This is a genomic window from Micromonospora haikouensis, from assembly GCF_900091595.1.
GTDB lineage: Bacteria > Actinomycetota > Actinomycetes > Mycobacteriales > Micromonosporaceae > Micromonospora > Micromonospora haikouensis.
This window is the reverse complement of record NZ_FMCW01000038.1, coordinates 1-26,105: the sequence shown is the minus strand read 5'-3', so window position 1 is coordinate 26,105 and position 26,105 is coordinate 1. Positions and strand designations below refer to the sequence as shown.

General features: G+C 76.0%; 23 protein-coding genes and 1 rRNA gene. 5 read left to right on the top strand and 19 right to left on the bottom strand.

Translation table 11 applies throughout. The features are described from left to right. The first annotated feature begins 105 nt into the window (after positions 1 to 105). Positions 106 to 897 (top strand): AfsR/SARP family transcriptional regulator, encoded by a 792-nt coding sequence (locus GA0070558_RS28770; RefSeq protein ID WP_176734420.1) that lies wholly within the window; start codon positions 106 to 108, stop codon positions 895 to 897. On the opposite strand, the gene GA0070558_RS28765 is transcribed toward GA0070558_RS28770, so the two are convergent. The 13 genes from GA0070558_RS28765 to GA0070558_RS28710 are packed head-to-tail and all read right to left on the bottom strand — an operon-like array spanning position 884 to position 14,056. Further along, positions 884 to 1,990: a zinc ribbon domain-containing protein gene (locus tag GA0070558_RS28765; protein WP_091285511.1), complete on the bottom strand. Its 1,107-nt coding sequence runs from the start codon at positions 1,988 to 1,990 to the stop codon at positions 884 to 886. The genes GA0070558_RS28770 and GA0070558_RS28765 overlap by 14 nt on opposite strands. Next, positions 1,987 to 2,556 carry a phage tail protein gene (locus tag GA0070558_RS28760; RefSeq protein ID WP_091285509.1) on the bottom strand — a complete coding sequence of 190 codons (570 nt, stop codon included), beginning with the start codon at positions 2,554 to 2,556 and terminating at the stop codon, positions 1,987 to 1,989. The genes GA0070558_RS28765 and GA0070558_RS28760 overlap by 4 nt, the downstream gene beginning before the upstream one ends. Positions 2,557 to 2,572: 16 nt before the next feature. Next, entirely contained in the window at positions 2,573 to 4,534 is a 1,962-nt protein-coding gene (locus GA0070558_RS28755; protein ID WP_091285506.1) for a putative baseplate assembly protein, read from the bottom strand. Then, positions 4,534 to 4,980 (bottom strand): GPW/gp25 family protein, encoded by a 447-nt coding sequence (locus GA0070558_RS28750; RefSeq protein WP_091285503.1) that lies wholly within the window; start codon positions 4,978 to 4,980, stop codon positions 4,534 to 4,536. Before GA0070558_RS28750 ends, GA0070558_RS28755 begins: the two co-directional genes overlap by 1 nt. 7 nt (positions 4,981 to 4,987) lie before the next feature. Then, the gene (locus tag GA0070558_RS28745; protein WP_091285500.1) at positions 4,988 to 5,359 is read right to left on the bottom strand and encodes a PAAR domain-containing protein; all 372 of its coding nucleotides are present in this window, start codon (positions 5,357 to 5,359) and stop codon (positions 4,988 to 4,990) included. Between the two features lie 14 nt (positions 5,360 to 5,373). Continuing rightward, positions 5,374 to 7,137 carry a VgrG-related protein gene (locus tag GA0070558_RS28740; RefSeq protein ID WP_091285498.1) on the bottom strand — a complete coding sequence of 588 codons (1,764 nt, stop codon included), beginning with the start codon at positions 7,135 to 7,137 and terminating at the stop codon, positions 5,374 to 5,376. Further along, on the bottom strand, positions 7,124 to 7,855 hold the full coding sequence (locus GA0070558_RS28735) for a CIS tube protein (RefSeq protein WP_091285495.1): 732 nt from the start codon (positions 7,853 to 7,855) through the stop codon (positions 7,124 to 7,126). The genes GA0070558_RS28740 and GA0070558_RS28735 overlap by 14 nt, the downstream gene beginning before the upstream one ends. Continuing rightward, positions 7,852 to 8,283 (bottom strand): phage tail protein, encoded by a 432-nt coding sequence (locus tag GA0070558_RS28730; protein ID WP_077935092.1) that lies wholly within the window; start codon positions 8,281 to 8,283, stop codon positions 7,852 to 7,854. The genes GA0070558_RS28735 and GA0070558_RS28730 overlap by 4 nt, the downstream gene beginning before the upstream one ends. 36 nt (positions 8,284 to 8,319) lie before the next feature. Further along, positions 8,320 to 11,400: a hypothetical protein gene (locus GA0070558_RS28725; protein ID WP_141722353.1), complete on the bottom strand. Its 3,081-nt coding sequence runs from the start codon at positions 11,398 to 11,400 to the stop codon at positions 8,320 to 8,322. A 6-nt stretch (positions 11,401 to 11,406) separates the two neighbouring features. Then, positions 11,407 to 11,565, bottom strand: coding sequence for a DUF6760 family protein (locus GA0070558_RS33640; RefSeq protein ID WP_176734419.1), 159 nt, complete (start codon positions 11,563 to 11,565; stop codon positions 11,407 to 11,409). Further along, positions 11,562 to 12,038, bottom strand: coding sequence for a hypothetical protein (locus tag GA0070558_RS28720; protein WP_043960742.1), 477 nt, complete (start codon positions 12,036 to 12,038; stop codon positions 11,562 to 11,564). Before GA0070558_RS28720 ends, GA0070558_RS33640 begins: the two co-directional genes overlap by 4 nt. Beyond that, on the bottom strand, positions 12,035 to 12,475 hold the full coding sequence (locus tag GA0070558_RS28715) for a phage tail protein (protein WP_043960741.1): 441 nt from the start codon (positions 12,473 to 12,475) through the stop codon (positions 12,035 to 12,037). The genes GA0070558_RS28720 and GA0070558_RS28715 overlap by 4 nt, the downstream gene beginning before the upstream one ends. Before the next feature lie 30 nt (positions 12,476 to 12,505). Further along, positions 12,506 to 14,056, bottom strand: coding sequence for a phage tail sheath family protein (locus GA0070558_RS28710; RefSeq protein ID WP_091285491.1), 1,551 nt, complete (start codon positions 14,054 to 14,056; stop codon positions 12,506 to 12,508). Between the two features lie 274 nt (positions 14,057 to 14,330). Here GA0070558_RS28710 and GA0070558_RS28705 point away from each other — a divergent pair, with 274 nt between their 5' ends. Further along, complete coding sequence (locus GA0070558_RS28705) at positions 14,331 to 15,320, top strand: hypothetical protein (protein ID WP_141722352.1); 990 nt, start codon at positions 14,331 to 14,333, stop codon at positions 15,318 to 15,320. 48 nt (positions 15,321 to 15,368) lie between these two features. Here the strand turns inward: GA0070558_RS28705 and GA0070558_RS28700 are convergent, their stop codons facing one another. The 4 genes from GA0070558_RS28700 to GA0070558_RS28685 form a co-directional block, all read right to left on the bottom strand. Next, on the bottom strand, positions 15,369 to 17,534 hold the full coding sequence (locus tag GA0070558_RS28700) for an AAA family ATPase (protein ID WP_091285483.1): 2,166 nt from the start codon (positions 17,532 to 17,534) through the stop codon (positions 15,369 to 15,371). Next, on the bottom strand, positions 17,531 to 18,253 hold the full coding sequence (locus GA0070558_RS28695; RefSeq protein WP_091285480.1) for a Pvc16 family protein: 723 nt from the start codon (positions 18,251 to 18,253) through the stop codon (positions 17,531 to 17,533). Before GA0070558_RS28695 ends, GA0070558_RS28700 begins: the two co-directional genes overlap by 4 nt. 13 nt (positions 18,254 to 18,266) lie before the next feature. After that, a complete protein-coding gene (locus GA0070558_RS28690) occupies positions 18,267 to 21,335 on the bottom strand; it encodes a DUF11 domain-containing protein (protein ID WP_176734418.1) in 3,069 nt (1,022 codons plus the stop codon). 204 nt (positions 21,336 to 21,539) lie between these two features. Further along, complete coding sequence (locus GA0070558_RS28685) at positions 21,540 to 22,160, bottom strand: helix-turn-helix transcriptional regulator (protein WP_091285474.1); 621 nt, start codon at positions 22,158 to 22,160, stop codon at positions 21,540 to 21,542. Positions 22,161 to 22,327: 167 nt separating this feature from the next. Between GA0070558_RS28685 and GA0070558_RS34915 the strand changes: the two genes are divergently transcribed. Further along, positions 22,328 to 23,629: a COG1470 family protein gene (locus GA0070558_RS34915; RefSeq protein WP_141722350.1), complete on the top strand. Its 1,302-nt coding sequence runs from the start codon at positions 22,328 to 22,330 to the stop codon at positions 23,627 to 23,629. Between the two features lie 38 nt (positions 23,630 to 23,667). Here GA0070558_RS34915 and trpS read toward each other — a convergent pair whose 3' ends face one another. Together trpS and GA0070558_RS33635 are read right to left on the bottom strand one after the other, a co-directional pair. Next, positions 23,668 to 24,726, bottom strand: a complete 1,059-nt coding sequence (gene trpS / locus GA0070558_RS28675; protein WP_091285467.1) for a tryptophan--tRNA ligase — start codon at positions 24,724 to 24,726, stop codon at positions 23,668 to 23,670. Positions 24,727 to 24,822: 96 nt separating this feature from the next. Further along, complete coding sequence (locus GA0070558_RS33635; protein ID WP_176734417.1) at positions 24,823 to 24,996, bottom strand: hypothetical protein; 174 nt, start codon at positions 24,994 to 24,996, stop codon at positions 24,823 to 24,825. Between the two features lie 92 nt (positions 24,997 to 25,088). Between GA0070558_RS33635 and GA0070558_RS28670 the strand changes: the two genes are divergently transcribed. Next, on the top strand, positions 25,089 to 25,337 hold the full coding sequence (locus tag GA0070558_RS28670) for an SCO4848 family membrane protein (RefSeq protein ID WP_091285464.1): 249 nt from the start codon (positions 25,089 to 25,091) through the stop codon (positions 25,335 to 25,337). A 652-nt stretch (positions 25,338 to 25,989) separates the two neighbouring features. Further along, positions 25,990 to 26,105: ribosomal RNA gene (locus tag GA0070558_RS28665) — 16S ribosomal RNA — on the top strand; the annotation flags it as partial.

The following is a 26,105-nucleotide window of genomic DNA, read 5'->3' as shown; positions in this document are numbered from 1 at the left end:
CGCCTGGGCCGCCCCGGCGTCGTCGCCCCGCGCGGCCCGGTGTCGGCGTCCGGCGCGTGCCGGCGCGCGGTCGGCGTCGCCGTGGCGGCAAGGGAGACAGATCACATGATTTCGAGGGATCGCCCGATCGTTGCGGCAGAACACCCCCGCCTGTGGCTGCGGTGCTTCGGCGGATTCCGGCTGGAACTGGACGGCGTCCCGGTGGCCTGGTCGGGCGTCCGGCCCCGGGTCCGGGCCCTGATGCGCTACCTGGCGGCCGAGGCCGGTCGGCCCGTGCACCGGGAACGGATCATGGCGGCGCTCTGGCCGGAGCTGCCGGAACGGGCCGCCGTCAACAATTTGCACGTGAGCGTGTCGACGCTGCGCACCTTCCTGGAGCCCGGGGTGGCCCGGGGCGCGTCCCGGTTCGTCGTCCGGGACGGGTCGTCGTATTTGCTGGACCCGGGGCCGGGCGGCGGCAGCGACGTGCTGGCCTTCGAGGCGGCGCTGGCCGTCGCCCGGCACGCCGGGCCGACCGGCGACGCCACCGCGGTCACCGGGGCGCTGCGCGGCGCCCTCGACCACTACGGCGGTGACCTGCTGCCCGAGGACGGGACCGCCGAATGGGTGGTCGCCGACCGGGAACGGTACCGGGCGCGAGCGACGGAGGCGGCGGCGCTGCTCGCCCGGGTGGAACTGGACCGAGGGCGGGCGCGGGCGGCGGTGCTGGCCGCCCGGCGGGCGCTGGAGCTGGACGGCTACCACGACGACGGCTGGCGGCTGCTCGTGGCCGCGCAGCGGCGGGCCGGCGACGTGGCCGCGTCCCGGCGCAGCCAGCAGACGTACGAGCGGGTGCTGCGCTCGCTGGGCGTGACCCACCCGTCGGCCGCCCGGCCCGTGCACGTCACGGCCGCCTGAACACCTCCACCTCGGCCAGCGCCACCTCCCGCCCCCGCTGCGCGCCGTAGCTGGCGTCGATCGTCAACCGGAGCCGGGTCACCCCGCCCACCACGTGGTGGAAGGTCTGCGGCCCCGGCCGGTCGGTCAGCCGCAGCTGCCGGGCGCTGCTCGGGCCGTCCCCGGTCCACAGGGTCATCGTCAGCTCGGCCGGTCGCGCCTGCCGGACGAAGGCGTCCTGCTGCGGCGACGCCCCGGTGTGCACGATCAGGTCCATCAGCCGGATCGGCGGGTCGAAGGTCAGCTCCACGTACTGGCCGGTGGCGGGCCGGTCGGCGGCGGGCGCCCAGTAGCGGTTGTTCAGCCCGTCCACGACGGACCGGGCGGGGTGCCCGCGCGCCTCGCTGGAGGCCACCACGGCGCTGGGCAGGACGGCCTCGGGCGTCGCCGTCCGGTCCCGCACCGCGTCGACGGCCCGGGGACCGAACCGGACCGCCGCCCAGACCGCCGCGGCGAGCAGGGCCAGGACGACCAGCACCGCGAGCAGCCGGCGCAGCCCGCCCCGGCCGGGTCGCCGCCGGGGCCAGCGCAGGCGACGCCACCACGGCACGGCTCCCGCCGGGCCCGTCGGCGCGGCCAGCGGCCCGCCGCAGCGGCGGCAGAACGACCGGCCCGCCGGGTTGCCGGTGCCGCAGGCCGGGCAGACCACGTCGCCCGGCGCGCCGGCGGTGTCCCCGGCGAAGTCGCGGACCACCGGCGCGGGGGCCACGGGCAGCCCCGGCTGCACCGCGCGGGGCTGGTCGGCGGCGGGCGGCGGCTCGGCGGGGGCCGACGCGGGCACCGGGTCGGGCGGCCCGCCGGGGCCGTCGTCGTCGGCGGGGCGCACCGGTACGACGAGCGCGGCGGCCCGCCGCGCGGCGGTGTCCCCGGCGTCCGCGACCGGCTCGGCGGCGGTGTCCTCGACGGCCGCGGCGGGCTCGGCCGTGGCGTCGTGGACTGTGGCCGCCGTGGCGGGCGGCGGCGTGGGGTCGTTCCAGGCGAGGAACGCACCGCAGTTGCCGCAGAACCCGTCGCCGGGGGAAACCTCGGCACCGCAGTTGTCGCAGGTCCTCACCGCGCCCCGCCCGTCGCCGGTCCGCCGTCGGGCAGCAGCACCTCCACCGTGTACGGCACGTGCGCCGGCCGGTTCGCCTCGATGACCGCCCGCAGCCGCGCCGCGAGCGCCGGGCCCGGCTCGGCGACGCGGATCCGCACCGTCAGGGCCGGCTCGGGCGACCCGGGCAGCGCGCCGCCGGGGGTGGCCGACCAGGCGGTGCCGCCGCTCTCGACGATCTCCGCAGCGATCCCCGTGGCCAGCCGCACCTCCTCAGCGAGCGCGGCGGCCGTGCCGCGTACGCGGTGCCGGCCGACCGCACCGGCGACCACCCGCCGCCGGTCGTCGCCGGCCCCGTCGGGCGGGCCACCGGCGGCGACCCAGCCGCCCAGCCAGTCCACGAAGTCGGGCGGGGCCAGCGCCGGGTCGAAGTACGCCCACAGGCTGTCCAGGGTGGCGTGCACCGGCGCGATCACCTGGTCGTACGCGCCGGTCAGGCGCTGGGCCAGGTCGTCGGCGGCGTAGACGGCGGGCAGCCGCCGACCCAGCGGATCGGGCGTGGCCAGCCCCTCGACGGCGGCGCGCATGCGAGCCCCCTCCTGTTCAGGCACCCGACCGGTGCTCGTCGACGCGGACCTGGTGCTGGTGGGAGAAGACGAGGGCGTGCCGGTCCAGCTCGATCCGGGTCACCTGCTCGCCCCGGCGGCCCGTCAGCGGGTCGGCGGGGAACATGCGTACTTCCTCGACGACCTCGACCCCCGGCAGCCGTTGCAGCACCCCGAACACCTCGCCGGAGTGCACCTGCCGCCCGAACGGCCAACCGGTCCCCTCCGGCCCGCCGTGCACGGGGTCGAGATAGCGGTAGAGGGTGGCCGTCGCCTCGGCCCGCAGCTGGGCGACGGCGGTGTCGGGGCGGGGGACGAGCCGGGCGACGACCGTGACGCCCTGATAGAACGGCGGCTCCACGACCAGCCGCGCCCCGATCGGGCGGCGGGCGTCCAGGTGTTCGGCGATGGTGGCGAGCATCCCGTCCGGGGGGACGAGGTCCTCGAAGTGGAGGCGGCCCTCCTCGTCGGCGACGGCCTCCGGCACCACCAGCAGGCGTACGCCGCCGGCCGCGCTGCCGTCACCGGCGGGCAGGCACCGGACCCGGGCGGCGGCCGGGCAGGCCTGCCTTGCCAGCAGCTCGTAGTCGCGGGCGGTGACCGCCCGGTCCTGGGCCCGCAGCTGCACCGGCCCGCGCAGCCGGGCCTCCGCGACGGTCTCCCCGTCGACGCCGCCGGTGGCGGGAGCCCGGTTCTCCACCCGCGACACGTACGGCATCGAGCTGCGCAGCACGGCCAGGGCGCCCCGGGCGACGTTGCCGCTGTGCCCGCCCCCGGTGCGGTAGCGCCGCACCCGGATCCGGGAACCGGCCGTCGGCACGGCACCGTAGCGGCGCAGGGTGCCGTCGGGCTGCCGGACGGCCGGACCGAACAGGATCTCCCCGGCGGTGCGGTCGACGACGATGTGCCGGTCGCCCGGCCCGGAGCCGCCGAACGTCTCCACCTCCGTCCACTCCAGCCACCCCGTGCCGTCGCTGCTCTCCACCACCAGCGGGTGCTCGTCGGGGACGATGGGCGGCCGGGCCACCGTCAGCCGCTGGCCGGGCACTCCCTCCGCCTCGCCGACCTGCTCGCCGAGGACCGTCTCGGCGTGCACGGCGCCGACCGTGCCGCCGATCGTGGCCGCCTCCACGGAACGCACCGTCGGCGAGGCGGCATAGAACGGCTGGCCGGGGCGGGCCGCCACCAGCCGGCACCGCAGCCAGCCGGCCCGCTGCCCGGCCACCACGGAGGTGACGTGGGTGGCGGGCATGTGCAGCACCACCTCGCCGGGCCGGTTCAGCCCGCCGGTGTCGTCGTGGTCGATGTCGCACGGCGACCAGCGCTCACCCGTCCACGCCTCCCACACCAGCGGCGGCTGGCGCGGGTCGACGCCGACGCCCTCCACCCGGCTGTCCATCTGCAGCAGCACCGCGCAGGACGGCACGGCGGCGGAGAGGCCGACGAGCATGGCGTCGCCCACCGACGGGACGGCGGGGAAGCAGGACACGTCCCGGCCGTCGAGCAGCTCCTCGGTCCGGTCCGCCGGCGGGCCCTCGGCGGGGTGGCTGCGCAGCCGGGTCAGCTCGCAGGGCACCACCGCCAGGTCCGCCGTGGTGGTGAACACGACGGCCTCGTCGGTCTGGGTGCGTTCGGTGCCGACCTCGGTGCCGGCGCGCAGCAGCACCGGCTGGGTCTGCGGGCCGGACAGCCAGAACGTGACGTCGCCCCGCGCGGCCGTAGGCGGGAACGGCCGCACCCCGATCAGGTCGAGGAACGCCAGGTAGTTCTTCTCCGGCACCCGGTTGAGCCGGTAGAGCAGCTGGTCGACCATGTGGGCGAACGTCTCGACCAGGGTCACCCCGGGGTCGGAGACGTTGTGGTCGCTCCACTCCGGGCAGCGCTGCTGGATGAAGCGTTTCGCCTCGTCGACGAGCTGCTGGAAGCGGCGGTCGTCCAGGTTGGGCGCGGGCAGCGGCATCAGGCGGCGCTTTCCTCGTGGTTGCTTCCCCCGCGCGAGAGGGCGCTCTCCTCGTGGGAGGGGATGACGTAGAACGGGAAGACCAGGTTGCGCGGGTCGTTGGTGCCCCGGATCGAGTAGCGGACGTCGATGTAGAGCACCCCGGCGTCCCCGGCATCGAAGTTGATCACCACGTCGGTGACGTCGATGCGGGGCTCCCACCGGTCGAGCGCCCGGCGCACCTCGAAGGCGATCCGCCCGGCGGTGTTCTCGTCGGCCGGGGCGAAGACGTAGTCGTGCACCCCGCAGCCGAACTCCGGCCGCATCGGCCGCTCGCCCGGCGCGGTGCCGAGGATGAGCCCGATCGCCTCGACGATCTCCCGCTCCCGGTCCACCAGGGCGATGCCGCCGGTGGCGTCGGTGCGCAGCGGGAACGCCCAGCCCGCCCCGATGAACTGCTCGGCCACCGCCGCCTCACCCGCCGATCAGCACGGTCGTCGCCCCGGTGCTCACCACGGCCTTGCAGGTGGTGGCGTCGCCGCGCCGCGCCGCCTGGTGCCCGCCGATCAGCACCCGGCGCAGCGGCGGCGGCACCGCCGGCACGATCCGGTTGGTCAGCAGCAGCACGGCGTGCTGCGGCGGCTTCTCGCAGACGCAGACCGTGCCGACCACGGCGGCCGGTTTGCCGCCGATGAGCACGCTGGACACCCCGAGCAGCGGGGCGCCGGGCGTGCCCGGCGGCAGGGCCTGCCCGCCCGGCGGCCCGATGGTCCCCGTGGGCAGCCCCGGGGTGACCCCGGTGGCCAGGTGGCTGATCTTGTCACCGATGCGCGCGGCCGGCGGCATGAGCGTCCCTCCGGTCAGTTGAGCTTCACGAGTGGTGCCTGGATGTCGACCTGGGTGCCGCCGTCGACGCTGACCGACCGGCCCCTCAGGGTCAGCTCGCCCGCCCCGGCATCGAGGGTGATCCCCCGCCCCTTCACCGTGACCTGCTGCCGGGCCTCGATCTCGACGCTGCCGTCGCTGTGCACCACCACGGCCGTACGCCGGTCGTCGAGGTGCACGGTCAGCCGGTCCCGGGCCGTGGTCAGCCGGATCCCACGGGGCCCCGCGGGCAGCGCCGACTCCAGGAACTCGATCCGGTCCCCGCGACGCGAGGCCAACGAGCGCCGGTTGATCCGCCCCGACGAGGCGTCCACCAGCGCGCCCTCGTGCACCGACGGCTTGTCCACCCCGTTGTAGAGCCCGCCGATGACGTACGGGCGGTCCAGCAGCCCCTGCTCGAAGCCCACGAGGACCTCGTCGTTGACCTCCGGGCAGAACACCCCGCCCCCGCCGACGCCGCCGAGCTGCACCGTACGCACCCAGTCCGTCTCGTAGTCCGGCGCGTCCGTCAGCCACGGGAAGCGCAGCCGCACCCAGCCCTGGCCGACGCGCTCGGGGTGCCGGCGGTCCACGTCGGCCTTGGTGTTGGTGACGATCGCGACGGCCAGCCCCGGGATCCGGGTGGCCCGCGCGGGCGCGGCGGCCCCCGTGGCCAGGCCCCACGTCGACCGGTCCTGCCGGCCGCTGACCGTCAGCCACGTCTCGTAGAGCTGGGCGGGGCCGAAGAGGTGCCGGCTCGCCGTGATCGTGTACTTCCCCTCGAACGGGGCGCCCACCTGCTGCAACGACAGCGGCACCCCGGCCCGCAGCCGGGGGTTGCCCCGGATCCCCACCTCCAGCTCCGCGAACGCCGCCGTCACGTCGGCCGCCACCGCCCCGGCAACCGCCCGCGTCTCGGCCACCGTCCGGTAGGGCACGTCCGCCACGCAGAGCCGGGCCGCGCCGAACGGCTGGGCCGCCTTCGCCGGGGTGGTGCCGATCTGCACCTCGTCGCTGGCGTCGGTGGCGACCTCCGTACTCACCGGCCGCTTCGCCCGCACGTCCCAGCCGCGCACCGTCACCCCGGCCACCTGACCCACGGAGGTGACGGTGGAGCGCACCGACAGCAGGTTCTCGTTCATCTCCACCACGAACGGGCTCTGCTCGGCGGTGACCCCCGCGCCCGGCGCGGCGGCGGCCCGCACCGACCGGCGGAAGAAGAACCGGCCGTCGACCACCACCACCTCGGCGTCGTTGTCGACCGCGAGCATCTTGAGGAACTCCCAGTCGTTGACGTTCGGCTGGGTGACCGTCTCGTACACGGTGGGGGTGGGGTCGATCCGGCCCACCGGGATCCCGGCGGCGGCGGCGACCTCCCGGGCGATGTCGGAGGCCTTGCGGTTGACGAAGCTGCGCACCCGCTGCCCCCGCATCAGCCGGTGCGACAGGTCCAGCGCCCGGACGGTGGTGAAGGTGCCCACCCCGTCGTACTCCGACTCCAGCGTCACCACCTCACCGGCGAACAGCGGCAGCGGGGCGGCGTCGCGGCCGGTGCGGACCCGGACGGTCACGTCCGTGCCGATGGTCACCCCGTTGTCCCGCAGGAACCGGCTCTGCTGGTCGCGGAAGCGCAGGGTCGCCGTGGCGGCCAGGTTCGTGCTGTCCTCCACCACCGCCGACACCAGCCGGTCGGCCCAGGCCCGGGGCAGCGCGCCGGGCAGGCCCACCACCAGGTTGTTGGTGTGGTCACCGCTGGACATCGAAGCCCTCCCCGGTACGCAGTTCCTCCGGCGCGGGCAGCAGGAGTTGGCGGCCGGGGCGCAGCCGCACCGGGTCGTCGATGTCGTTGGCCTCCGCGATGACCCGCCACGCGGTCGGGTCCCCGTACTCGCGGTGGGCCAGCAGCTCCAGGGAGTCCCCGGCGACCAGCCGGTGCACCCGGCGGGCGGTGCGGCTGCCCGACGTCGGGTTCTGCCCCGGGGTGGAGCCGCTGACCTCGTTGAGCGTCAGCGAGCAGGTCGCCCGCAGCGGGGTGCCGTCCGGGTCGAACAGGCTGTAGGTGGCGTTGACCTGGCTGACGTACGAGTAGAACGACACCGTCTGGAACTGCCCCCAGGCGAACTTCACCCACGGCGGGGACGGTGCCTTCGCCGCGATGCTCGCCTTGGTCGGCACGCAGCAGGTGAGCAGGGCGTCGACCCGGTCCTGGACGGTGCGAGAGTGGGTGTCCGTGGCGTCGAGGAAGACCTCCAGGGTCAGCGTCCGGGGCCCGGACCCGCTGAACTCGGCGACCCCGACGTCCGCCGCCCCGCGTACGACGTGCGGGATCCAGCTCGCCGACTTGGTCAGCGCGAGCTGCTGCGGGTTGAACATGAAGGTGATCGGCCCGCCGAGGGCACCGCCCGGCTGGTTCCCGCCCGAGGCGGGCGGCTGGTACCGCTGCAGGTGCGCCGCCACCTTCCCGGCCCGTGATCTCATCCGCCGACCTCCAGGAAGCCGTGGTACGCCAGCTCGATGCTCTCGGTGGCCACCTCCGAGCGGTTCGGGTCGAACGACGGCCCGGACCACCGCACCAGGACCACGTCGGCCAGTCCCCACTGCACCAGCATCGCCAGGTCGGGCCGGAGCGCGGCGATCTGCGCGGTGCCCCGGCGCACCCCGCTGGGCAGTTGCGCGAGATAGCTGGAGACCTTGGCGGTGTCCCTGGTCAGCGGGCGGGTCAGGGTGACGTTGGAGTAGCGCAGCCGCGACGGCAACTGCCAGACGAACTCGTTGTTGCCGCCCTCCTGGTACTGCTCCAGCTCGACCTCGCAGCCGAGCCCGTCGCAGCCGCTCCAGTCGCCCAAATCGATGCCGTCGATCTGGAGCCGGAAGTGGACGCTGGTCCCCGGGTCGTCACCGGCCATCGCCGTCTCCCCTCTCGTGCTGATCGGTGCGCCGGCTCATCGGGTGCCGTCCCGCCACCGGCCGGTCCGTTCCCGGGCGGCCCGCAGGTCGGCCCGGACCAGCCGGCTGACCGGTTCGACCAGGCGGTGGGCCAGGGCGTCCAGGTGCCGCCGGTCCAAGCCCCGCAGCAGGGTCTCGGGGTCCGGCCCCGGGTCCCGCTCAGGGGTGGTGCCGGTGGTCACGGCGCTTTCCCGCCGCTGGACGGCCGCCGGTGGGGCGGCGCGCCGCGCCGGCCCGCCGCCGCCCGGCCGGGCGCCGGCGCCGCTCGTCGTGCCGGTGCCGCTCGTCGCGTCCGGCCGGGCCGTGGCCCGTTGGACGGCCGCCGGGGTGCCGCTGGCGACGCCCGTCGCCGTGCTCGTCCGCCGCGCCGGGCCCGTGGTGCCGTCCGGTCCGCCGGCCGCCACCGGGCCCGCCGCCCGCCGCGTCGGCAGCGGTACGCCCGCGAAGCCGGCCTGCCGACGCGACGTGCCCGGCGACGCGTGCGGTGCCGGGGTGGCCGCCCCGGCGAGGAGGAGCACGGGAGCCGAGCCCCGCCCGGTGCCCGGCCCACCCTCCGCCTGCCCGCCCTGCGAGCCCTGCCCGCCCTGCCCGCCCCGCCTGCTGCCGTGCCCGCCCTGCCTGCCGTGCTCGCCCTGCCAGGTCCGGCCGTCGGGGCCGGTCCCGGCCGTGGCCGCCGGACGGGGCGTGCTGCCCGCGCCGACCCGGGGGGCCCGCTGGACGGCGGTCGGGCCGCCCGACGACGTTCCCGCCCTGCCCGACGACGTTCCCGCCCTGCCGGACGAGGGTCCCGCCCCGCCGGACAGCCCGGCGGAGGCCGGTTCGGGGCTGGCCGCGCCCCGTGTCCGCCAGGTCACGGGCACCCCGGTCCGTGCACCGGCCGGGACCGCGCCGGCCAGTGCCGGCGCCCCGGTCAGCAGGGGCAGCCCGCGTCCGGTCAGCAGCGGAACCCGGCGCGGACCGGTCGGATCGGGCGACGCGCCCTGTGTGCCGGAGGCGGGCGGCGCGCCCGGCCCGACGGAAGTAGCCGGCACGCCCTGCGCTGCGGAAGTGGACGGCGCGCCCTGCGCGTCGGGGGCGGGCGGCGCGTCGTGCGGTATCCGGGCGGGCGGCGCGTCGCGGGGTCGGACCGGTGCGGGCGGCGGTGCTCCCTGCGGGACGACGCCGGCTGACGGCACGCCCTGCGGCACCGGGGCGGGCGGTGGCACCGCGCGGGCGGCCGGGTCCGGGCCGGCGTCACCGGACGGGGCGACCACCGCCGGGGGACCGCCTGCGGTCCCGGGCAGGTCCGCCGGCCGCCACCGGAGCCGCTGCACCACCGGCCGCGACGGGGTGCCGGCGGCACCGCCCGACGCGCCGCCGACCGGGGGCCGGACCGGTACGCGTGCCGGCACGGGCATCGCCCGGTGCCGGTCGCCGCCGGTGGCGCGGTGGGGGTCGTCCGGCGTGCCCGGCGACGGCCGGGTTCCTTCCGCCCGGGTGGCCGGTGCGCCGGCCGGGGCCGGGCGAGCGGGCCGAGGGGTGTCGCCCGTCGGGGCGGGACGCGGCGGCGCGGGGGCCGGCCGGTCGGCACCGCCTGCGGGGGCGACGGCCGATGGTGTGCCGGGCCGGGAGGACCCGCCTCGGGCGGCGTCGCTCGGGAGCGCGTCGTGGCTGGTGGGCGGGGCCGGGCGCACGACCGGGGGCGGGGCGTCGGCGGGCAGCGGCGGCCCCAGGCCGGCGCGTCCGGGACGGCGCTCACCGGGATCGGTCGACCCGGGACCGGTCGACCGGCGCGGGTCGACCCCCGGTCGTGGGCCCGGGCCGGTGCTCGTCCCGGCCGGCTCCCGACCGGCCGGGGCGCGCTGCACCGTCGGCGGGTGGCCGGACGGCCCCCGGCCCGCCAGGTCGCCAACGGTCGTGCCGATGGAGGGTCCCGGTGCAGCCGGTCGCCCGGCCGCGCCGGGTCGGGCGGTCCCGGGCAGCGCGGGCAGCGGGTCGCCGAGGCCGAGCCGGGCGGGGCGCATCGGCGGTGGCCCGCCGCGCCCCTGCGCTGATCCACTGTGGACGACCGGTGCGACCGGCCCGCCATCCGGAGCACCCGGTGGGGATCCGCCGTCGGGCCCGGCGGGCGGAGCCGTGGCGTCCGGTCGGCCGGGCGGCATGCTGCCGGTGGCACCGCTGGGCGGGGAGCCGGTGAGATGGGCGCCGGTGGAGTGGGCGGCGTCGGTGGGGGCGGGGCTGGGGGCGGCCGGAACGGTGCGGGTCCGGCCGCCGGTCGGAGCGACGGGCCCGGCGGGGCGCGGATCGGCGGCCGTCGGGGGGCGGCCCGTCGGAGGGGGGACGGCCGCCGCCGTCGCGGGCGGCGTGGCCCGCTGGACCGTGGCCGGCCGATGGGCCGGTAGCGGCGTACCGGCCAGTCTGCGGACCGGGCCCGGTATCGGCGCGGTGACCATTGCCCCTGGCCCTGTCCCTGCCCCGGCCGGCTTCGGGGCCGCCACCATGGGCAGGCCCGAGGCACCCGCCGGTGCCGCAACCCCCGCCGGCTCCGGGGCCGGAGCTGACGTCGAGGCCGGGGCCGACGTCGGGGGCGGTGCCGTAGCCAGGGGCGGGACCGGCGTCGGCACGGCCGGCGTGCCGCCGGTGGCCGGATCGGCGGCCGGGTAGCCCGCCCCCCGGTCGCCGGCGGGGAGACCGGCGCCCCTCCGCTGGACGGCGGGCAACTGTGGAGCCGGCCCCCGGCCGGCGTCCGGTCGGGCCGGGCGGGGCCGGGCCAGGTCGTGGACGACCCCGAGCGGTCCCTGGTCGCTGACCAGGTGGTCGAGCGGCGTGCGCAGGGTCGGGTCGCGGTAGGTGGCCAGCCGGTCGGTGAACCGGGGCAGGTCGGCAACCTGGAGCGGACCCGTGGACACCGCCCGCATCAGCGGCGGCAGCGCCCGCCAGCCGGGGTCGCCGGCATCCGTGGGGACGCTGCCCGTGTCGCCGGGCGGCGGGCCCGCCGGCCCGGCCGGGGTGGGGGACGGGCGGGCGTCACCGACGGTGCCGGCCACCCGGGCGCGGGTGCCGGCGGCCAGCCGCCGCATCCTGTCGCGTAGCCCCATCGCGCCTCACTGACCTTCGTTCATCCTGGTGTTGATGCGGGCGATCTCCGCGACGTACCGGGCCCGCTCGGCGTGGGTGAGGGCGAGGATCTCGGTGCGCGGCCAGTGGAAGTGGTAGGCGACGTACGAGACCTCCTCGTGGAGCCGGTCGGCCCCGTACGTCACGATTCCCCCGGGCGACCACCGGCCAGGTCCACCTCGAAGACCGACTCGCACGCCGGGCAGGTGACCTCGGCGAGGGTGTGCCCCTCGGCGTTGATCCGCCGGTACAGGTCCTGCAGGAAGGCCAGGTCGGAGGCGAAGAGCCGCTCGACGACCTCCGCCCGGACCTGGGTGATCGTGCCCAGCCGGGTGATCACCAGGCTGAGCAGGACGATCGACAGGTACGCCGGGTTCTGCTTGACCCGCAGGTCCACCAGGGGCGCCAGCTCGTCGCGGGCGGTGGCCAGCCGCATGCTGCCGTCCCGGTGCACGGTGCCGTCCTCGTCGACGTACCCCCGGGGAAGTTGGAAGGTGAACTCCGTCTGGAGCCGGACGGGCGCGACCGGCGCGACCACCGGCGAGGCGGCCTCCTCCGGGCCGCCGGCCGGGTCGACGAGGGTGTCGAGGCCCCCGGCCGAGACACCACGGCGTCTCATTGCGCGCTGATCTCCTCGTAGACCACGGTGACCTTCTCGGTCGCCGCAGTCGGGTCGCCGGCCTTCAGCCCCGGCCCCTCCCACTTGCTCACCCACGCGTTGGACAGGTCGAAGCGTCGCGTCTCGGACTTGTCGGCGTTGTTGAGGATGATGCTGATGTTCTGCCGGGCCGCCTCCACCGCGCCCTTCAGGAACGTCTCCTTGATCCAGTCGGTGAAGGCGCTGCTCTTGTCGAGCCCCCGGGTGATGGTGACCTCGCCGGCCTTCCGGGCCCCCGGGATCTTCCGGATGATCAGCTCGCCGGTGGCGGTCACCGACTTGACCTCGATCGAGTCCAGCTCGACGGTCAGGCCGCTGACCTCCTGCACCAGCTCCACCTGGATGCCGCCCAGCTCCACCTGGAAGCTGTGCACGATAAGGGTGTCACCACTGGCCATCGTGGCCGCCTTTCGTCAGGGTTTGTTCGGTCAGTCGCTGACCAGGCTGGTGCTGTCGGAGAACTGCGCCAGCCGGAAGACGACGAACTCGGCGGGCTTGACCGGGCAGATGCCGATCTCGCACACCACCTGGCCCCGGTCGATCACCTCCGGGGGGTTGGTCTCCTGGTCGCACTTGACGTAGAAGGCCTCCGCGGCCGTCGCCCCGAACAGCGCGCCCCGCCGCCACTCCTCGGTGAGGAAAGCCGTGATGTTGCGCCGGATCGTGCCCCACAGCCGCTGGTCGTTCGGCTCGAACACCACCCACTGGGTGCCGAGGAGGATGGACTCCTCGACGTAGTTGAACAGCCGCCGGACGTTGATGTAGCGCCACGCCGGGTCGGAGGAGAGGGTGCGCGCGCCCCAGACCCGGACGCCGCGCCCGGGGAACGCCCGGATGCAGTTGACTCCGATCGGGTTGAGCAGGTCCTGCTCGCCCTTGGTGACGTTGTTCTGCAGGTCGACCACGCCCCGGACCACCTCGTTGGCGGGGGCCTTGTGCACGCCCCGCTCGGTGTCGTTGCGGGACCAGAGGCCGGCGAGGTGCCCGCTCGGCGGCAGGAACACGGCCCGGCCGGTGCTCGGGTCGAACACCTTCACCCAGGGGTAGTAGAGGGCCGCGTACCGGGAGTCGTAGCCGGCCTCGTCCTGCCGCCAGGCGCGCACCTGCTGGGCGGTCAACTCCGGCGGCGGGTCGAGCAGGGCCATCCGGTCGCCCATCTGCTCGCAGTGCGAGATCAGGGCGAGCTGGGCGGCCTTGACCGCCTCCAGGTCGACGACCCCCTGCTGGTACGCCCCCATCAGGTCCGGCGCGGCGACCATGGTGATCTCGTCGATGGCCTCCAGGCCGGCCAGGCCGGTGCGGGAGTCGACGTCCCCGGCGAACTCGCCCGCGGTGAGGGCGGCCGGCACGGCGTCGCCGGGTGCGGCGGCCGGGGCCAGGGTGACGGTCTGGTTGGCGGGCCGGGCCAGCGCGTTGGCCGGGCCGACCTCCTCCATGCTGATCAGCTTGGACCGCTCGCGGACCTGGCTGACCACCGAGGTCTTGCTGTTGCGCCGGAACGAGCCGTCGTACTCCTCGGCCACCTGGCCGTCCCGGCGCACGACGAGCCGGAACCGGTCCTCGCCGGCCCCCTCGCCCTCGACGTCGGCGACCTCCACGCTGACCTCGCCTGCGCCGGCGGGGAGGGCGGCCACCCGGAACGTGCCGAGCGCCGACGGTTCCCCGGCGGGCAGCGCCTTCTGCCCGCCCCGGCCGCCGGCCGTCCGGCCGGTCGACGGGTCGCCGATCCGCACCACGTAGCAGACGCCCCCGCCGTTGGCGAAGTACCCGTACACCGCGTGCGCCAGGTAGGCGCCCTCGACCATCCCGCCGAAGAGCTGGACGTACTGGCTCCAGTTGGTGACCAGGGTCGGCGCGTGGAAGGGCCCCTTCTCGGCGAATCCCAGGAAGGCGGTGACGGCGGTCCCGACGCCCTCGATGGGACGCGAACCGCTCTGCACCTCCTCCACGTACACGCCCGGGGACAGGTACGTCGGCATGCAAGCTCCTCTGCCAGGTCGGCGGACGCTGGCCAGCCTGCTCGGCTGGGGAGCCGGCGGGAAGGTCCCTACGGGCCGTGCGGGGGCAGAGTCCCGCGCCGCAGGGGCAGGGGTGCCGGTGCCCGCCGGACGTGCGCCGCCCGGCGGGCACCCGTCCCGCAGGCCGGCCCGGTCGCACCGGCCTCTGCTCCTGTCCGCGCGCACCTCGACCGGCCCGCGGAGCCGGCACTACCGTGTACGTCGATGCCCGCCCTCGCAACGAGGAGGTGCCGACGTGCGCGCGCAGCGGCCCGCAGCGACATCCAGCTCACGCGAGGAGCGGCCCCGCCCCGCCCCATCCGGCGGCCGGCGCGGCGACGCACCCGCACCCGCACCCGGCGTCGGCGTCGCTGCGGGGCACAGCCCCGGGGAGATCCTCACGCTGCAACGAGCCGTGGGCAACCGCGCGGCGACCTGGGCGATCGAGCGCGACCGGCATGAGCACGGCGCGGCCTGCGGCCACGACACCCCCGCCGTCCAGCGCTCCACGGTGCACGAGGTGCTGCGTGGCGGCGGGCGGCCGCTCGACCCGGCCGCCGTCGAGCTGCCCGCCCTCGCCGGCCCCGGCGCGCAGACCCCGGTGCAGCGGGTGCCGAGGGCGGAGGGCACCAGGACGACCAACCGCAGCGAGCCGTACAGCGGCCGGGCCACCCGGTCGAAGTCCAAACCGGAGGCGGACCTCAACGCTCCCCGGCTGACCTTCACCTCCTCCTACACCGGCCCGGCCACCCAGCGACTGGACACGCGCCAGTCCATCGGGTTCACCCAGGTGGCCACCCTGCACCGGCCGGACAACGCGGCGCTGTCGGCGGCGACGCTCTACGACTTCCGGCAGGAGGTCACCGACCAGTTCGTCGCGTACACGGTGGACGAGGACGGCGAGGTGGGCACCCCGCAGCGCGAGAACCGGGCCTGGGTGCAGGACGGGCCGTACCGCCCGAACTACACCAACCCGGTCATCCAGACCACGCCGGCGGCCATCGTCTTCAACGACGATCCGGGCTTCTCCACCACCAGCGCGATCGGCGAGAACAGCTGGCTCGCCGAGTACGAGGTGCGGTTCCGGTGGCGGGTCAGGCGACGGGACGTGGAGAGCCAGACCTGGGTCAGCAGCCCGGAGATGGTGCACACCCTCACCTCCGACTTCGACCCGGACAACCCGCCGCAGAGCGACGCGATCGACCACGCCGCCGCCGGCGACCACGAGTGGACCGTCTCGCTCTGACCGGGTCGCGCCGGTCGTCGCGGTGGTGTGCCGGCCGGACGCGGCGGGTCAGCGGCGGTGCGGCACCCTGCCGGTCGGTGTGTCGCGGGGCAGCACCAGGCGGCCCAGCTTGCGGTACTCGCGCTGGGCGGCGGCCACCAGCATCGCCATCGTCACCGGGCCGCCCGCCTCGGCGGCCAGATAGCCGGCGCTGACCACGCACGCCCGGATACCGCCCCCGCTCAGCTCGAAGTCCCGCGCGCAGCGGTCCAGGTCGACGTCGTCGGCCCGGGGCAGCTCGCCGCCGAGACAGCGGTCCCACAGCGCCCGCCGCTGCGCCGCGTCCGGGGTCGGGAAGTCCACGACGACGTCGAGCCGGCGCAGGAACGCCTCGTCCAGGTTAGCCCGCAGGTTCGTGGTCAGCACCGCCACGCCGTCGAACGACTCCATCCGCTGCAACAGGTACGCGCTCTCCAGGTTCGCGTACCGGTCGTGGGCGTCGCTGACCTCCGATCGCTTGCCGAAGATCGCGTCGGCCTCGTCGAACAGCAGCACCCCGTTCACCCCGGCCGCCTCGGTGAAGATCCGCTCCAGGTTCTTCTCGGTCTGGCCCACGTACTTGTCGACGACGGTGGACAGGTCCACCACGTACAGGTCGAGCCCCAGGTCGGCGGCGACCACCTCGGCGGACATCGTCTTGCCCGTGCCGGAGTCCCCGGCGAACAGGGCGGTCACCCCGTGGCCCCGCCCGCCGCCGGGGCGCAGCCGCCAGCCGCCCAGCACCTGCTCGCGGTGGCGGACCCGCAGCGCCAGCTCGGTGAGCTGCTCCCGCGCCGGGGCCGGGAGGACTAGGTCGTCCCAGCCGACGGCGGGCTCCACCCGCCGGGCCAGCTTCTCCAGCGCCGCCGCGTTCTGCGAACGCACCCCGGCCCGTACGTGCCGGGCGGCGACCCGGTCGGCACCGTCGAGCACCGCCTGCTGCGCCGCCGCGACCGCCGCCCGCCGCGTCTGGCCGGGCGACAGCACGTACGCCGACAGCTCCCGCTCCGGGTCGACATCGTCCGCCAGCCGCGTCGACCGGCCGGCCAGGGTGTCCCGCCACAGCCGGGCCCGCTCTGCCGCCCCGACCGGGTGGGCGGTCACCAGCAGCGGGGACTCCTCCGCCCAGTGCGGATCCCAGCGCAGCCGCCCGGTGAGCAGCACCGGCACCGGGAGGCCGGCGAGCCGGCGCAGCAGCCGGGCGGGGGCCGCACCCGCCGCCGGGTCGAGGGCGTCGACCGGGCCGAAGACCAGCCCGGCCCGCCGCAGCCGGGCCTCCCGCACGGCGCAGGCCAGGGCCTCCTCCGGCGCGGGGTCGACGCCCAACGCGTCCAGGTCGAGGGCGAGGACGCCCCGACCGGCCGCAGCGAGGGCGGCGGCGGCCACCTCGTCGGCCGCCCCGCCCGGCTCCTCGCGCAGGTAGGCCAACCGGTCACCGGCGCGGATCGCCGCCGCCAGCCCGGCGGCCACCGGCCCCGCCGACGCCCCCGGTCGCCCCGACCGCCGGAGCAGGCCGTCGAGCCGCTCGTCCACGCCGGCGTGCCCGAGCAGGTGCCCGGCCACCCGGTCCGGCACCCGCAGTGAACGGGTCAGGAAGGGCCGGTCGGGCTCCTCGACGAGGAGCAGTCCCCCGGCCACCAGCGGCCCGGTGTCGGCGAGGCGGGCGCGGGCCGGGCCGGCGGCCGGGGAGACGCCGCAGAGCGACAGGGCCAGCCCGGTCGTGGCGCGGCGGCGCGTCACGTCGTCGTTGAGGTAGCCGTACAGCTTCTCGTAGCGCCGGTCCAGGTCGGGCAGGAGCGCGATCAGCAGCACCTCCACGTCCAGCGGGCCCAGCCGGAACTCCTCGGCCACCTCCCGCAGCGGCACCCGGGCGCCCGCCGACCGGGCCCCGTCGGCCCACCGGTCGGCCGCCTCCACCGCCTCCGCCGCGATCTCGTCGGGGACGGGCGGGGCCGGGCCGTCGGCGAGCCGCCAGGCGTCGTCGTCGGAGACGTGCAGCCCGCGCAGCGGGTCGTCCGGGGCCGGGTCCGCCGTGCGGGCCGCCGCGACGGCCCGCCGGACCCGCTGCTCCACGAGGAACAGCCGGGCCCGCAGGTACGTGGTGCCGGCCGGCTCGACCCGTGCGGACCGCCGGGCACCGGAAGGTGGGCCCTCCGGCGCGGCCGCACCGGGCTCCGCCTCGACGGCGGCGCTCACCGCCGGCCGCCCCGGATGGGCCCGCCCGTGCCCTGCCGGCGCTGCCGCTCGGCTGCGGTGCCCCGCGCCCGGCGTACGCCGATCGGGGTCGTGGCGTCCACCGGCTCGGGGTGGCGCAACCGCCGCGTCTCCCCGCCCGCGACGGGCTCGGCCCGGTCGGCGGCGCGCAGCCGGAGCCCGTCGGTGACGGGCTGGGCGGCGAAGGTCGCGGACGCCGCGATCGGCGTGGTCACCACCAGGTCCAGCGACGGCTTCAGCGAACCGCCGAGGGCCGACCAGATGTCGGCGAGCCCCCGGTCCCGCGACGGCGGCACCGCGACGCTCATCGGCACGGTCAGCCCCAGCGCGGCCAGCCCGCCGACGAGCCGGGACGGCGGCAGCACGTCGTGCACGACCAGCCCGGCCAGCAGCACCGACAGCAGCCGGTGCTCGTCCTGCGGCTGTGCCGTCCACGCCGTCACCAGGTACGACAGGGCGAAGTACCGGGGCGGGCGGTGCTCGGCGACGACCGCGCCGTCGGCGTCGTACTCCTCGACCCGGCCCTCCCGACGGTGGGTCATCTCCTCCCGGACGTCGTAGAGGAACAGGTTCACCGTGGGGGCGTTGCGGCGGGCCTCCCACTCCCGGGTCGGCGCGTCGAAGGCGAGCTGCACGTCGGTGCCGGCGAGCATCTCCTCGGTCAGCAGCGCGTGCAGCGCCTCGTCCACCTCGTGGATCATCCTCGTCGTCCCCTCACCAGCCACGGAACAGCAGGCCGGGCGGCTGCTGGGCGGGCAGGATCACCCGGAAGCCGGTGCGGACGGTGCCGAACCCCGCACCGGTGGCCAGGATCCTTCGGGGGCCGAGCTGGTCGCGCGGCACCACCAGCAGCTGCGCGGCGAAGGTGCCGTCGGCCGCCGGCACGGCCGGGTTCGCCGCCGCGGTCAGGCCGACGTCCCAGGCCAGCCGCACCGGCACGCCGGGCGGGAAGTCGGTGCCCCGGACCGAGGTGACGAAGCCGGGCGGCCCGATGGCCGGCACGGCGACGATCCGGGGCTGCAGCACCCGGAACGGCGCCTGGGCGGTGTCGTCGAGACCCCCGTCGGCGGCCACCGTGCCGCGCACCGTCGTCGACGTGGCCGCGCCCGGGGCCAGCACGAACTCCAGGGACCGGCCGACGCCCGGGGCGAGGTCGGGGACCGGGCAGGAGGTCGCGGAGCACCCCGACGGCCGGCTGCGCACCGGCACCCCCGCCGGCAGGGCGGGGGTGATCCGGATTCCGGTCGCCGGCCGGCCGCCGGTGTTGCGGACCGTGTAGGTCACCGTGACCGTCCCACCCACGTACGCCGGGACGGGGTCGACCGTGACCGTGATGTCGAGGCCCGCCGCCGGTGGGCTGGTGGGCGGCGGACCCGTCGGCGTCGCCGTGGCCGTCGGGGTCGGCGTCGGGGTGGCCGGGGGCGGGGTGGTCGTCGGCGGGGGGACCGGGACGACCGTCACCGGCACCGACGCCGTGTTGTCCGACGGCCGGGCGTCGGCCGTCCAACCACCGACCGTCCACTCCACCGGGTACGTTCCGGCGGTCACCCCGGTCAGCTCCACGCGTACCCGCACCGTGTTGCCCAGCCCGATCGGCCCCAGGTCGCAGCCCGGCGGGGCGAGCTGGCAGGAGCCCACCTCCGGCTCCAGCGCGGTGACCCGGACCCCGTCGGGCACCCGCAGGTCGAGGCGGACGTTCGCCGCCGGGGTCGGCCCCCGGTCGGTCACCGTCAGCGTCAACGTCGTCCGCTCGCCGACCCGCACCGGCGCGGGCGGCTCCGCCACGTCCGTGGCCAGGTCCACCGACCGCTGCCAGGTCGGCTTCCGGTGCCGGCCGGGGAACTCCCAGGTCAGCCCGTCGAAGACGGCGGTGTCGAAGTCGTACGTCTTGACGTACTCGGGGCTGGCCGGGTCGGTGTACCGGCGCGAGTTGAGGGCGAGCCGGTGCCCGTCCGGCGACCAGGCGACGTCCCGGGGCCGGTGCGGGCCGTCCGGCGGGGCGACCAGCGGGCCGGCGCAGCCCGCCCCGGGGGTCTGCGGCGCCAGCACCCGGCAGTCGTCGCCGTCGGTGCCGGTGACCACCAGCCCGTCGGGGCCCCGCCCGAACGCGATCCGGCCGCCGTCCGGGGAGAAGCTCGGGCCGTAGTCCGCCCCGACGCACCCGGGGCAGCCGATGGCGGTCAGGTCCCGCTGCCCGCTGCCGTCGCGGGCGTCGACCGTCCACACGTGACTGTCGGCCGCCGCCCCGTCCGGCTGGCCCCGCACCAGGGCCAGCGTCGACCCGTCCGGCGACCAGGCCGGCTGGCTGTCGGAGCGGCCCGGGTCGCCGCCCGACGGCACGGTGAGCACGCGCTGCCCGGTGGTCACGTCCGCCACCACCACCCGGCTGGGCCCGCCCGGCCCGGCCAGCGCGTACGCGACGCGGGTGCCGTCCGGCGACCACGCCGGGTCGGTCTCGACGTCGGCGTCCCCGCGACCGGCGAGGGGAAGCAACCGGGGATTGCCGCCGTCGGCGTCGACCACCCAGAGGCGGGACACCCGGTTGCCGCCCACGGTCTCGAACCGGTTCACCACGATCCGCCTGCCGTCCGGCGAGTAGTCGGGGCGGGCCGTCCACGGGTCGCCGTCGACGGGCCGCCACAGCAGGTCCGGATCCGTCGCCGCCCCCGGGTCCTCCCGCAGCACGGTCAGCCCCAGGTCACGGGGGTCGGTGGCGTCGGGACGGACGTCCTGCAACGTCACCGTGTACTGGTCCGGTGCGGTGGTCCGGCTGACCACCAGCACCGGCGTGCCGGCACCTGGCGGGACATACCAGGCGGGGTGGCCGACGAGGCGGTCCTCGGCGAGGCGCAGCACCGCCTCGCACGGGCACCAGTCGGGGCGCGGCACCCCCGTGTAGACCAGGTCGGCCGCCCCCCGCGTGCCGTCGTCGGTGGTCCGGCTCAGGAACGCCAGGGTCGTCCCGTCCGGCGACCAGCTCGGCTGGTGGCTGTCCCACGACGGGGCGAGCAGCAGCCGGTCGTCGCCCCCGACGGTGTTGATCAGGTGGATCTGCCGGGCGTCCGGGTCCTGCGGCGCGGCCGTGTACGCGATCCGGTCGTGCGCCGGATCCGGATCCCACGCGGGCTCCCCGGCCCCCTCCGGCCGGGCGGTCAGCGCGGTCACCGGCCCGCCGTCGACCGGCATCCGGTGCACCTGCGGCACGCCCGCGTCGTCGCGCCGCTCGAACGCCAGCGTCGTGCCGTCGGGTGACCAGGTGGGCCGGCGGTTGTCGTTGGTGCCGTCGGTGACCTGCCGCAGCCCGGTGCCGTCGACGCCGACCACGAAGACGTCGTGCCAGCTCCCCACGCCCTCCCGGGTCTGCTCGAAGGCGACCCGGGTGCCGTCCGGCGACACCGCCGGCGCCCCGGCGACCTGCACCGGGTCGTCCACCAGGCAGGTCGGCTCCCCCGAGCCACGGCGCACCCAGAGCTGGGCCAGCTCCGACCCGCGCCGGCTGACCCAGACGACCACGTCCCCCGTGGCGGACACCTCGTCGTCGAAGTGCGCCGGGCCGCCGCCGAACAGCGGCGGCGCGGTCGCCTCCGCCCCGGTGCCGGAGACCACGCCGATGCTGCGGTGCCCGGTGCCCAGGTAGGCCACCCGCAGGTCGGTGACCGGCGGCGGGTCGGCCGGCTCGGCGTACGACGCCCGGTCGGGCGGGACGCCCAGCGCCCACGCGCCCAGCAACGCGGCGACCGCCGTCGCGGCGGCGACGAGGGGAGACCTTCGGGTGGGACGCAATCGGCACCTCGACGGGAGACGGCGGGCGGGCGGCCACGTCGCGCACGGCCCAGAGGGCCATCGTGGCCGCCCGCCACCGGCCGGCACAGGGACCGGCGGCCAGGGACCGGGGCAGAACCGCCGCCGGTACGGGCAACGCCCGCCCGTACCGGCGACCCCGGTCCCCGCCCGGCCGGCCCGCCGGTGCGGCCCGGATCCGGCCGGTCAGATCAGGTCGTGCCGCAGCGCGTACGCCACCGCGTGCGCCCGGTTGCGCAGGTGCAGCCGGGTCGTCATGCCGTGCACCACGTTCTTCACCGTCCGCTCCGAATACGACAGCTTCACCGCGATCTCCCGCGTCTCGAACCCGTCGGCGACGAGCCGCAGCACGTCCACCTCCCGCGAACTCAGCCCGCCCAGGCTCAACCCGCGCGGGTCGAGCACCTCCCGCTGGAGCCGGCGCATCTGGTTCAGCAGCCGACCGAGCAGGTCGGCGGGGACGCTCCCCTCGCCCCGCGCCGCCGACAGGATCACCTCGACCAGGCGGCCGGCGGACGCCTCGCTGCGGCGTACCACCCCCACCACCCCGCACTCGACGGCGGCCGACAGCTGGGCGTCGTCGATGGTGGCCGGCACCAGCACCAGCCGGTTCTGCTCCCGGCGCAGCCGCCGCAGGGCCTGCACCACCGGCGGGGTCAGGCTGTCCACGACGACCAGGGTGACCGCCGCGTCGGCGGCGTCCGCCTGGGCCAGGACCCTGACCTCCGAACGACCCGTGAGCTGCCCCGTCACGCCCGTCCACGAGATCGGATCCGTCGCGTGCACGTAGACCGGTATCCGCTGCATCCTCGCCTCCTCTCCCCGTGCCGACGGCCGGCGCGCCGACGGCACGGCGAGTATGGGCGCGATGTCTTTGCGTGTACTTAACGTCGCCCGGCGGGCAGCGACCTCTGCCCGCCGTCGTACCCCGATGGCCCCTGACAGGCCACAGAAGCGCTCCTACGCTCCAGCAGATGCGCGCATCGGCGAATCTGGCCAGCACCTCCGTGAGCGTCGCCCCCGGCGGCGAGGTCGAGGTCCCGGTCACCGTGCGGAACGCCGGCGACACGGTCGAGGCGTACCGGTTCGAGATCCTCGGTGTGCCGGGCGAGTGGGTGACCGTGCAGCCGCCCACCCTCAACCTCTACCCGGCGGGCTCGGACACCGTCACGGTCACCTTCCGCCCGCCCCGCTCCGCCCGGGTGGACGCCGGCGACCGGCCCTTCGGCGTCCGCGTGGTCCCCGCCGAATACCCCGACTCGGCGGTCGTGGAGGAGGGCGTCCTCACCGTCGAGCCGTTCTCGGAGCTGGCCGCGCAGGTGCAGCCGCCGTCGCGCAGCGGGCTGCGCGGGGCCCGCTACCGCATCGACACCGACAACCTCGGCAACGTGACCGAGCAGGTCGGCCTCGCCGCCGCCGAGGGCACCGACCAGGTGACGTTCGCGCTGCCCCCCGAGCCGGTCACCGTGCCCAACGGCACCCGCGCCGAGACCCCCCTCCGGGTACGCGCCCGCCGGCTGCTCTGGTGGGGCGCGCCGAAGGAGTACCCGTTCGCCGTCGAGCTGCGCACCTCGGACGGCCGGGCCCGTGGCCTCGACGCCGTCTTCGTCCAGCGCCCGATCATCTCGGCCGGGCTGCTGAAGCTGCTGGCGGCCCTGCTCGCGCTGCTCCTGGCGCTGCTGGCCCTCTGGTTCGGGCTGCTGCGCCCGCAGGTGGAGACCGCCGCCCGGGAGGCGGTGGAGGCGGAGCAGGCCCGGCAGGTCGCGCGGGGCGAGCCGGTGCCCAGCGCCGCGCCGAATCCGGCCCCGACGACCACCCCGCCCGGTGCCGGCCCCCCAGGCGGCGGGACCCCCGGCGACGGCAGCACCGACGGCAGCGGGGTGGGCGGCCCCGCCGGTGGCCTCGGCGGCGAGCAGTTCTCCGTCGCCATCACCTTCCGCACCAGCCCCAACGGGTCGGCGGAGCGCAGCTACACCGTCCCGGCGGGCAAGACGTTCCTGCTCACCGACTTCCTGGTCGACAACGTGCAGGGCGACGAGGGCACGCTGACGGTCACCGCGAACCAGGTGCGGGTGGTCACCTACGCCCTGGAGAACTTCCGCAACCAGGACTACCACTCGGTCACCCCGATCCGCGTTCCCGCCCGGGGCCGGGTGACCCTCACGGTGGTCTGCCGCCGCCCCGGCACCCCGGCCAACGCCCCCCGCGCCACCACCTGCCGCGAGTCGCTCTACCTCAACGGCATCCTCCGGGACAACCCGGCCCCGGAGGACTGACGCCAGGGTTCGCCGCGGCTTCCGGCGTACCCGATGGGTCAGGTCCGGGCGCCCGCGGCCCGGCGGGCGCGCTCGGCCCGCCGCCGCACCTGCTGGTACGCCCCCGTCAGCCCCATCGCCCGACGGACCTCGACCAGGGTGCGCCGCACCTCGGCCCGGGTCCGCTCCGTGCCGTCGACGATGAGCTGGTCGACCAGCCCGGTGTCGGCCTCGATCCGGGCCCGCCGTTCCCGGATCGGGTCGAGGAAGCGGTTGAGCGTCACCGCGAGTTGCTCCTTGACCTCGACGTCGCCGACCCGGCCGGCCCGGTACCGCTCCTTCAGGTCCGCCACCTGCGCCCGGTCGGGGTTGAACACGTCGTGGTACGCGAACACCGGGTTCCCCTCCACCGTGCCCGGGACGTCCGCGCGCACCCGGTTCGGGTCGGTGTACATCCCCATGACCGCCCGGCGGACGGTGTCCGCGTCGGCGGAGAGCGAGATCGTGTTGCCCAGGCTCTTGCTCATCTTCCGCCGGCCGTCCGTGCCGACCAGCGACGGCGTCTCGGCGGCGATCGTCTCCGGCACGGGGAAGACCTCCCCGTAGAGGTGGTTGAACCGGCGGGCGATCTCCCGGGTCACCTCGACGTGCGCCGCGTTGTCCTTTCCGACGGGCACCACCTGCCCCTTCACGCAGAGGATGTCGGCGGCCTGGAGGACGGGGTAGCCGAGCAACCCGTACGGCATCTCCTCCTTGCCGGCGGCCCGGGCCATGTCCTTGAGCGACGGCACCCGTTCCAGCCGGGGCACGGTCACCAGGTTCTGCAGCAGGGTGTTCAGGTCGCCGACCTCGGGGATGGCCGACTGGAGGTAGAACGTGGCCCGCGCCGGGTCGACGCCGGCGGCGAGGATGTCCGTGACCATCTCCCGGGCGTTGCGGGACACCGCGGCGATGTCCTCGCGGGTGTTGCGGGTGGTCAGCATGTGCAGGTCGGCGATGATGAAGAAGCTCTCGTAACGCTGGTGCAGCCGCACCCGGTTGGCGATGCTGCCGACGTAGTGGCCGAGGTGCAGCCGCCCGGTCGGGCGGTCACCGGTGAGCATCCGTGCGACGGACATGGGGATGTGCCTTTCGTGCCGTGGAAGCGGTGGGAGGCGCGCGGGCGCGCACCGACCTCGGGCGAAGGCCCGTCGGAGGTCGGGTGGATCGGCTCGTCAGATCAGGGAGCCGGTGCGCCATCGCCCGCCGGCGCGGAACCGCAGTCCGCCGGCACGCAGGACGTCCAGGATGCGCTCGCGGCCGTCGCCGGAGCTGCCGGGCGGCACCGGCGCGGCACCCACCGGGAGGCCGTCGACGGCCTCCGGCGCGAGGGTGCAGGGCCGGACCACGCCTCCACGATAGACCGCCGGGCCGCCGTCCGTGCGCCCCTCACAGAGCAAACGGGGTACGCGTCGCAGGTCCGCTGGCATACTCGCGGACCATGGTGTTGTCGCGCGGCTGGGCGCTCTTCCTCGTCGGGGTCGGTGTGTGGACGTGGGTGATCTGGCCCCGGTTCGCCGTCGCCATCTGGAACGACCCCCGCGCGTGGGCCGGCGGCGTCGTGGGCGAGGGGGCGCCCACCGGGTTCCTCTGGATCCACGCCCTGTTGATCGCGGCGTCGCTGGCGGTCGGCACTACGGTCGGTGCCCTCGGCGTACGGGGCTGGCGGGGCGCACGCAGCCGGGGCTGACCCGCTGAGCTGCGGGTATCTTCGGTCACGAATGGTGTGACGCGGGCCTCTACCCCCCGATTTGACGTTGAAACCCCGGGACGCGTAACTTTCTCTCTGCCAGCGCGGAACGGACGAAACAGGGCGAAAGTCCTGGGAGGCCGGAGCGCCGGACAGCACAGCTCGACCCTCCGGGGGCGAGCCGGGCGGGGCCACCGGATCTGCCGCAGGGCGGATTTGGAGCGGCGAAACCGACCGGGTAAGGTTGACGACCGGCGGGGAACCGGGCGAGATCGTGGGAGACCACGACGGCCGGCCTGCCAAATCCGATGATCACGAGCAGTGGTTCGCTGCTGCGCGCGCTCAGCGGGGCCGGATCCGTACGAAGCACGACAGACCGGGACACACGGTTTGACACGGCAGAGACGGTGAGGTAACGTAGTAAAAGTGCCCAGCGCGAAAGCGGGGGGCGCGGATGAACGGAATGCCCCGGATGGGGCCCCCGGGTTTGGGGGTTTCGGATGGTGTGTGGTTGTTCTTTGAGAACTCAACAGGGTGCTTGATAAGCCAGTGCCAAGTAGTTTGATACCCCGCGCTGGGTCGGCTTTGCCGGTCTGGTGGGGATTCCTTTGGCAACACTTTTTGTTGTCGGGATGGATTGTTCAACAGGTTTTTGTTGGAGAGTTTGATCCTGGCTCAGGACGAACGCTGGCGGCGTGCTTAACACATGCAAGTCGAGCGGAAAGGCCCTTCGGGGTACTCGAGCGGCGAACGGGTGAGTAACACGTG

Excerpts from the sequence above, each read along its gene's own strand:
- GA0070558_RS28770 (WP_176734420.1), top strand. The coding sequence starts at position 106 with ATGATTTCGAGGGATCGCCCGATCGTTGCGGCAGAACACCCCCGCCTG.
- GA0070558_RS28760 (WP_091285509.1), bottom strand. The coding sequence starts at position 2,556 with ATGCGCGCCGCCGTCGAGGGGCTGGCCACGCCCGATCCGCTGGGTCGG.
- GA0070558_RS28755 (WP_091285506.1), bottom strand. The coding sequence starts at position 4,534 with ATGCCGCTGCCCGCGCCCAACCTGGACGACCGCCGCTTCCAGCAGCTC.
- GA0070558_RS28745 (WP_091285500.1), bottom strand. The coding sequence starts at position 5,359 with ATGCCGCCGGCCGCGCGCATCGGTGACAAGATCAGCCACCTGGCCACC.
- GA0070558_RS28740 (WP_091285498.1), bottom strand. The coding sequence starts at position 7,137 with ATGTCCAGCGGTGACCACACCAACAACCTGGTGGTGGGCCTGCCCGGC.
- GA0070558_RS28735 (WP_091285495.1), bottom strand. The coding sequence starts at position 7,855 with ATGAGATCACGGGCCGGGAAGGTGGCGGCGCACCTGCAGCGGTACCAG.
- GA0070558_RS28730 (WP_077935092.1), bottom strand. The coding sequence starts at position 8,283 with ATGGCCGGTGACGACCCGGGGACCAGCGTCCACTTCCGGCTCCAGATC.
- GA0070558_RS28725 (WP_141722353.1), bottom strand. The coding sequence starts at position 11,400 with ATGGGGCTACGCGACAGGATGCGGCGGCTGGCCGCCGGCACCCGCGCC.
- GA0070558_RS28720 (WP_043960742.1), bottom strand. The coding sequence starts at position 12,038 with ATGAGACGCCGTGGTGTCTCGGCCGGGGGCCTCGACACCCTCGTCGAC.
- GA0070558_RS28715 (WP_043960741.1), bottom strand. The coding sequence starts at position 12,475 with ATGGCCAGTGGTGACACCCTTATCGTGCACAGCTTCCAGGTGGAGCTG.
- GA0070558_RS28710 (WP_091285491.1), bottom strand. The coding sequence starts at position 14,056 with ATGCCGACGTACCTGTCCCCGGGCGTGTACGTGGAGGAGGTGCAGAGC.
- GA0070558_RS28695 (WP_091285480.1), bottom strand. The coding sequence starts at position 18,253 with ATGATCCACGAGGTGGACGAGGCGCTGCACGCGCTGCTGACCGAGGAG.
- GA0070558_RS28685 (WP_091285474.1), bottom strand. The coding sequence starts at position 22,160 with ATGCAGCGGATACCGGTCTACGTGCACGCGACGGATCCGATCTCGTGG.
- GA0070558_RS34915 (WP_141722350.1), top strand. The coding sequence starts at position 22,328 with ATGCGCGCATCGGCGAATCTGGCCAGCACCTCCGTGAGCGTCGCCCCC.
- trpS (WP_091285467.1), bottom strand. The coding sequence starts at position 24,726 with ATGTCCGTCGCACGGATGCTCACCGGTGACCGCCCGACCGGGCGGCTG.
- GA0070558_RS28670 (WP_091285464.1), top strand. The coding sequence starts at position 25,089 with ATGGTGTTGTCGCGCGGCTGGGCGCTCTTCCTCGTCGGGGTCGGTGTG.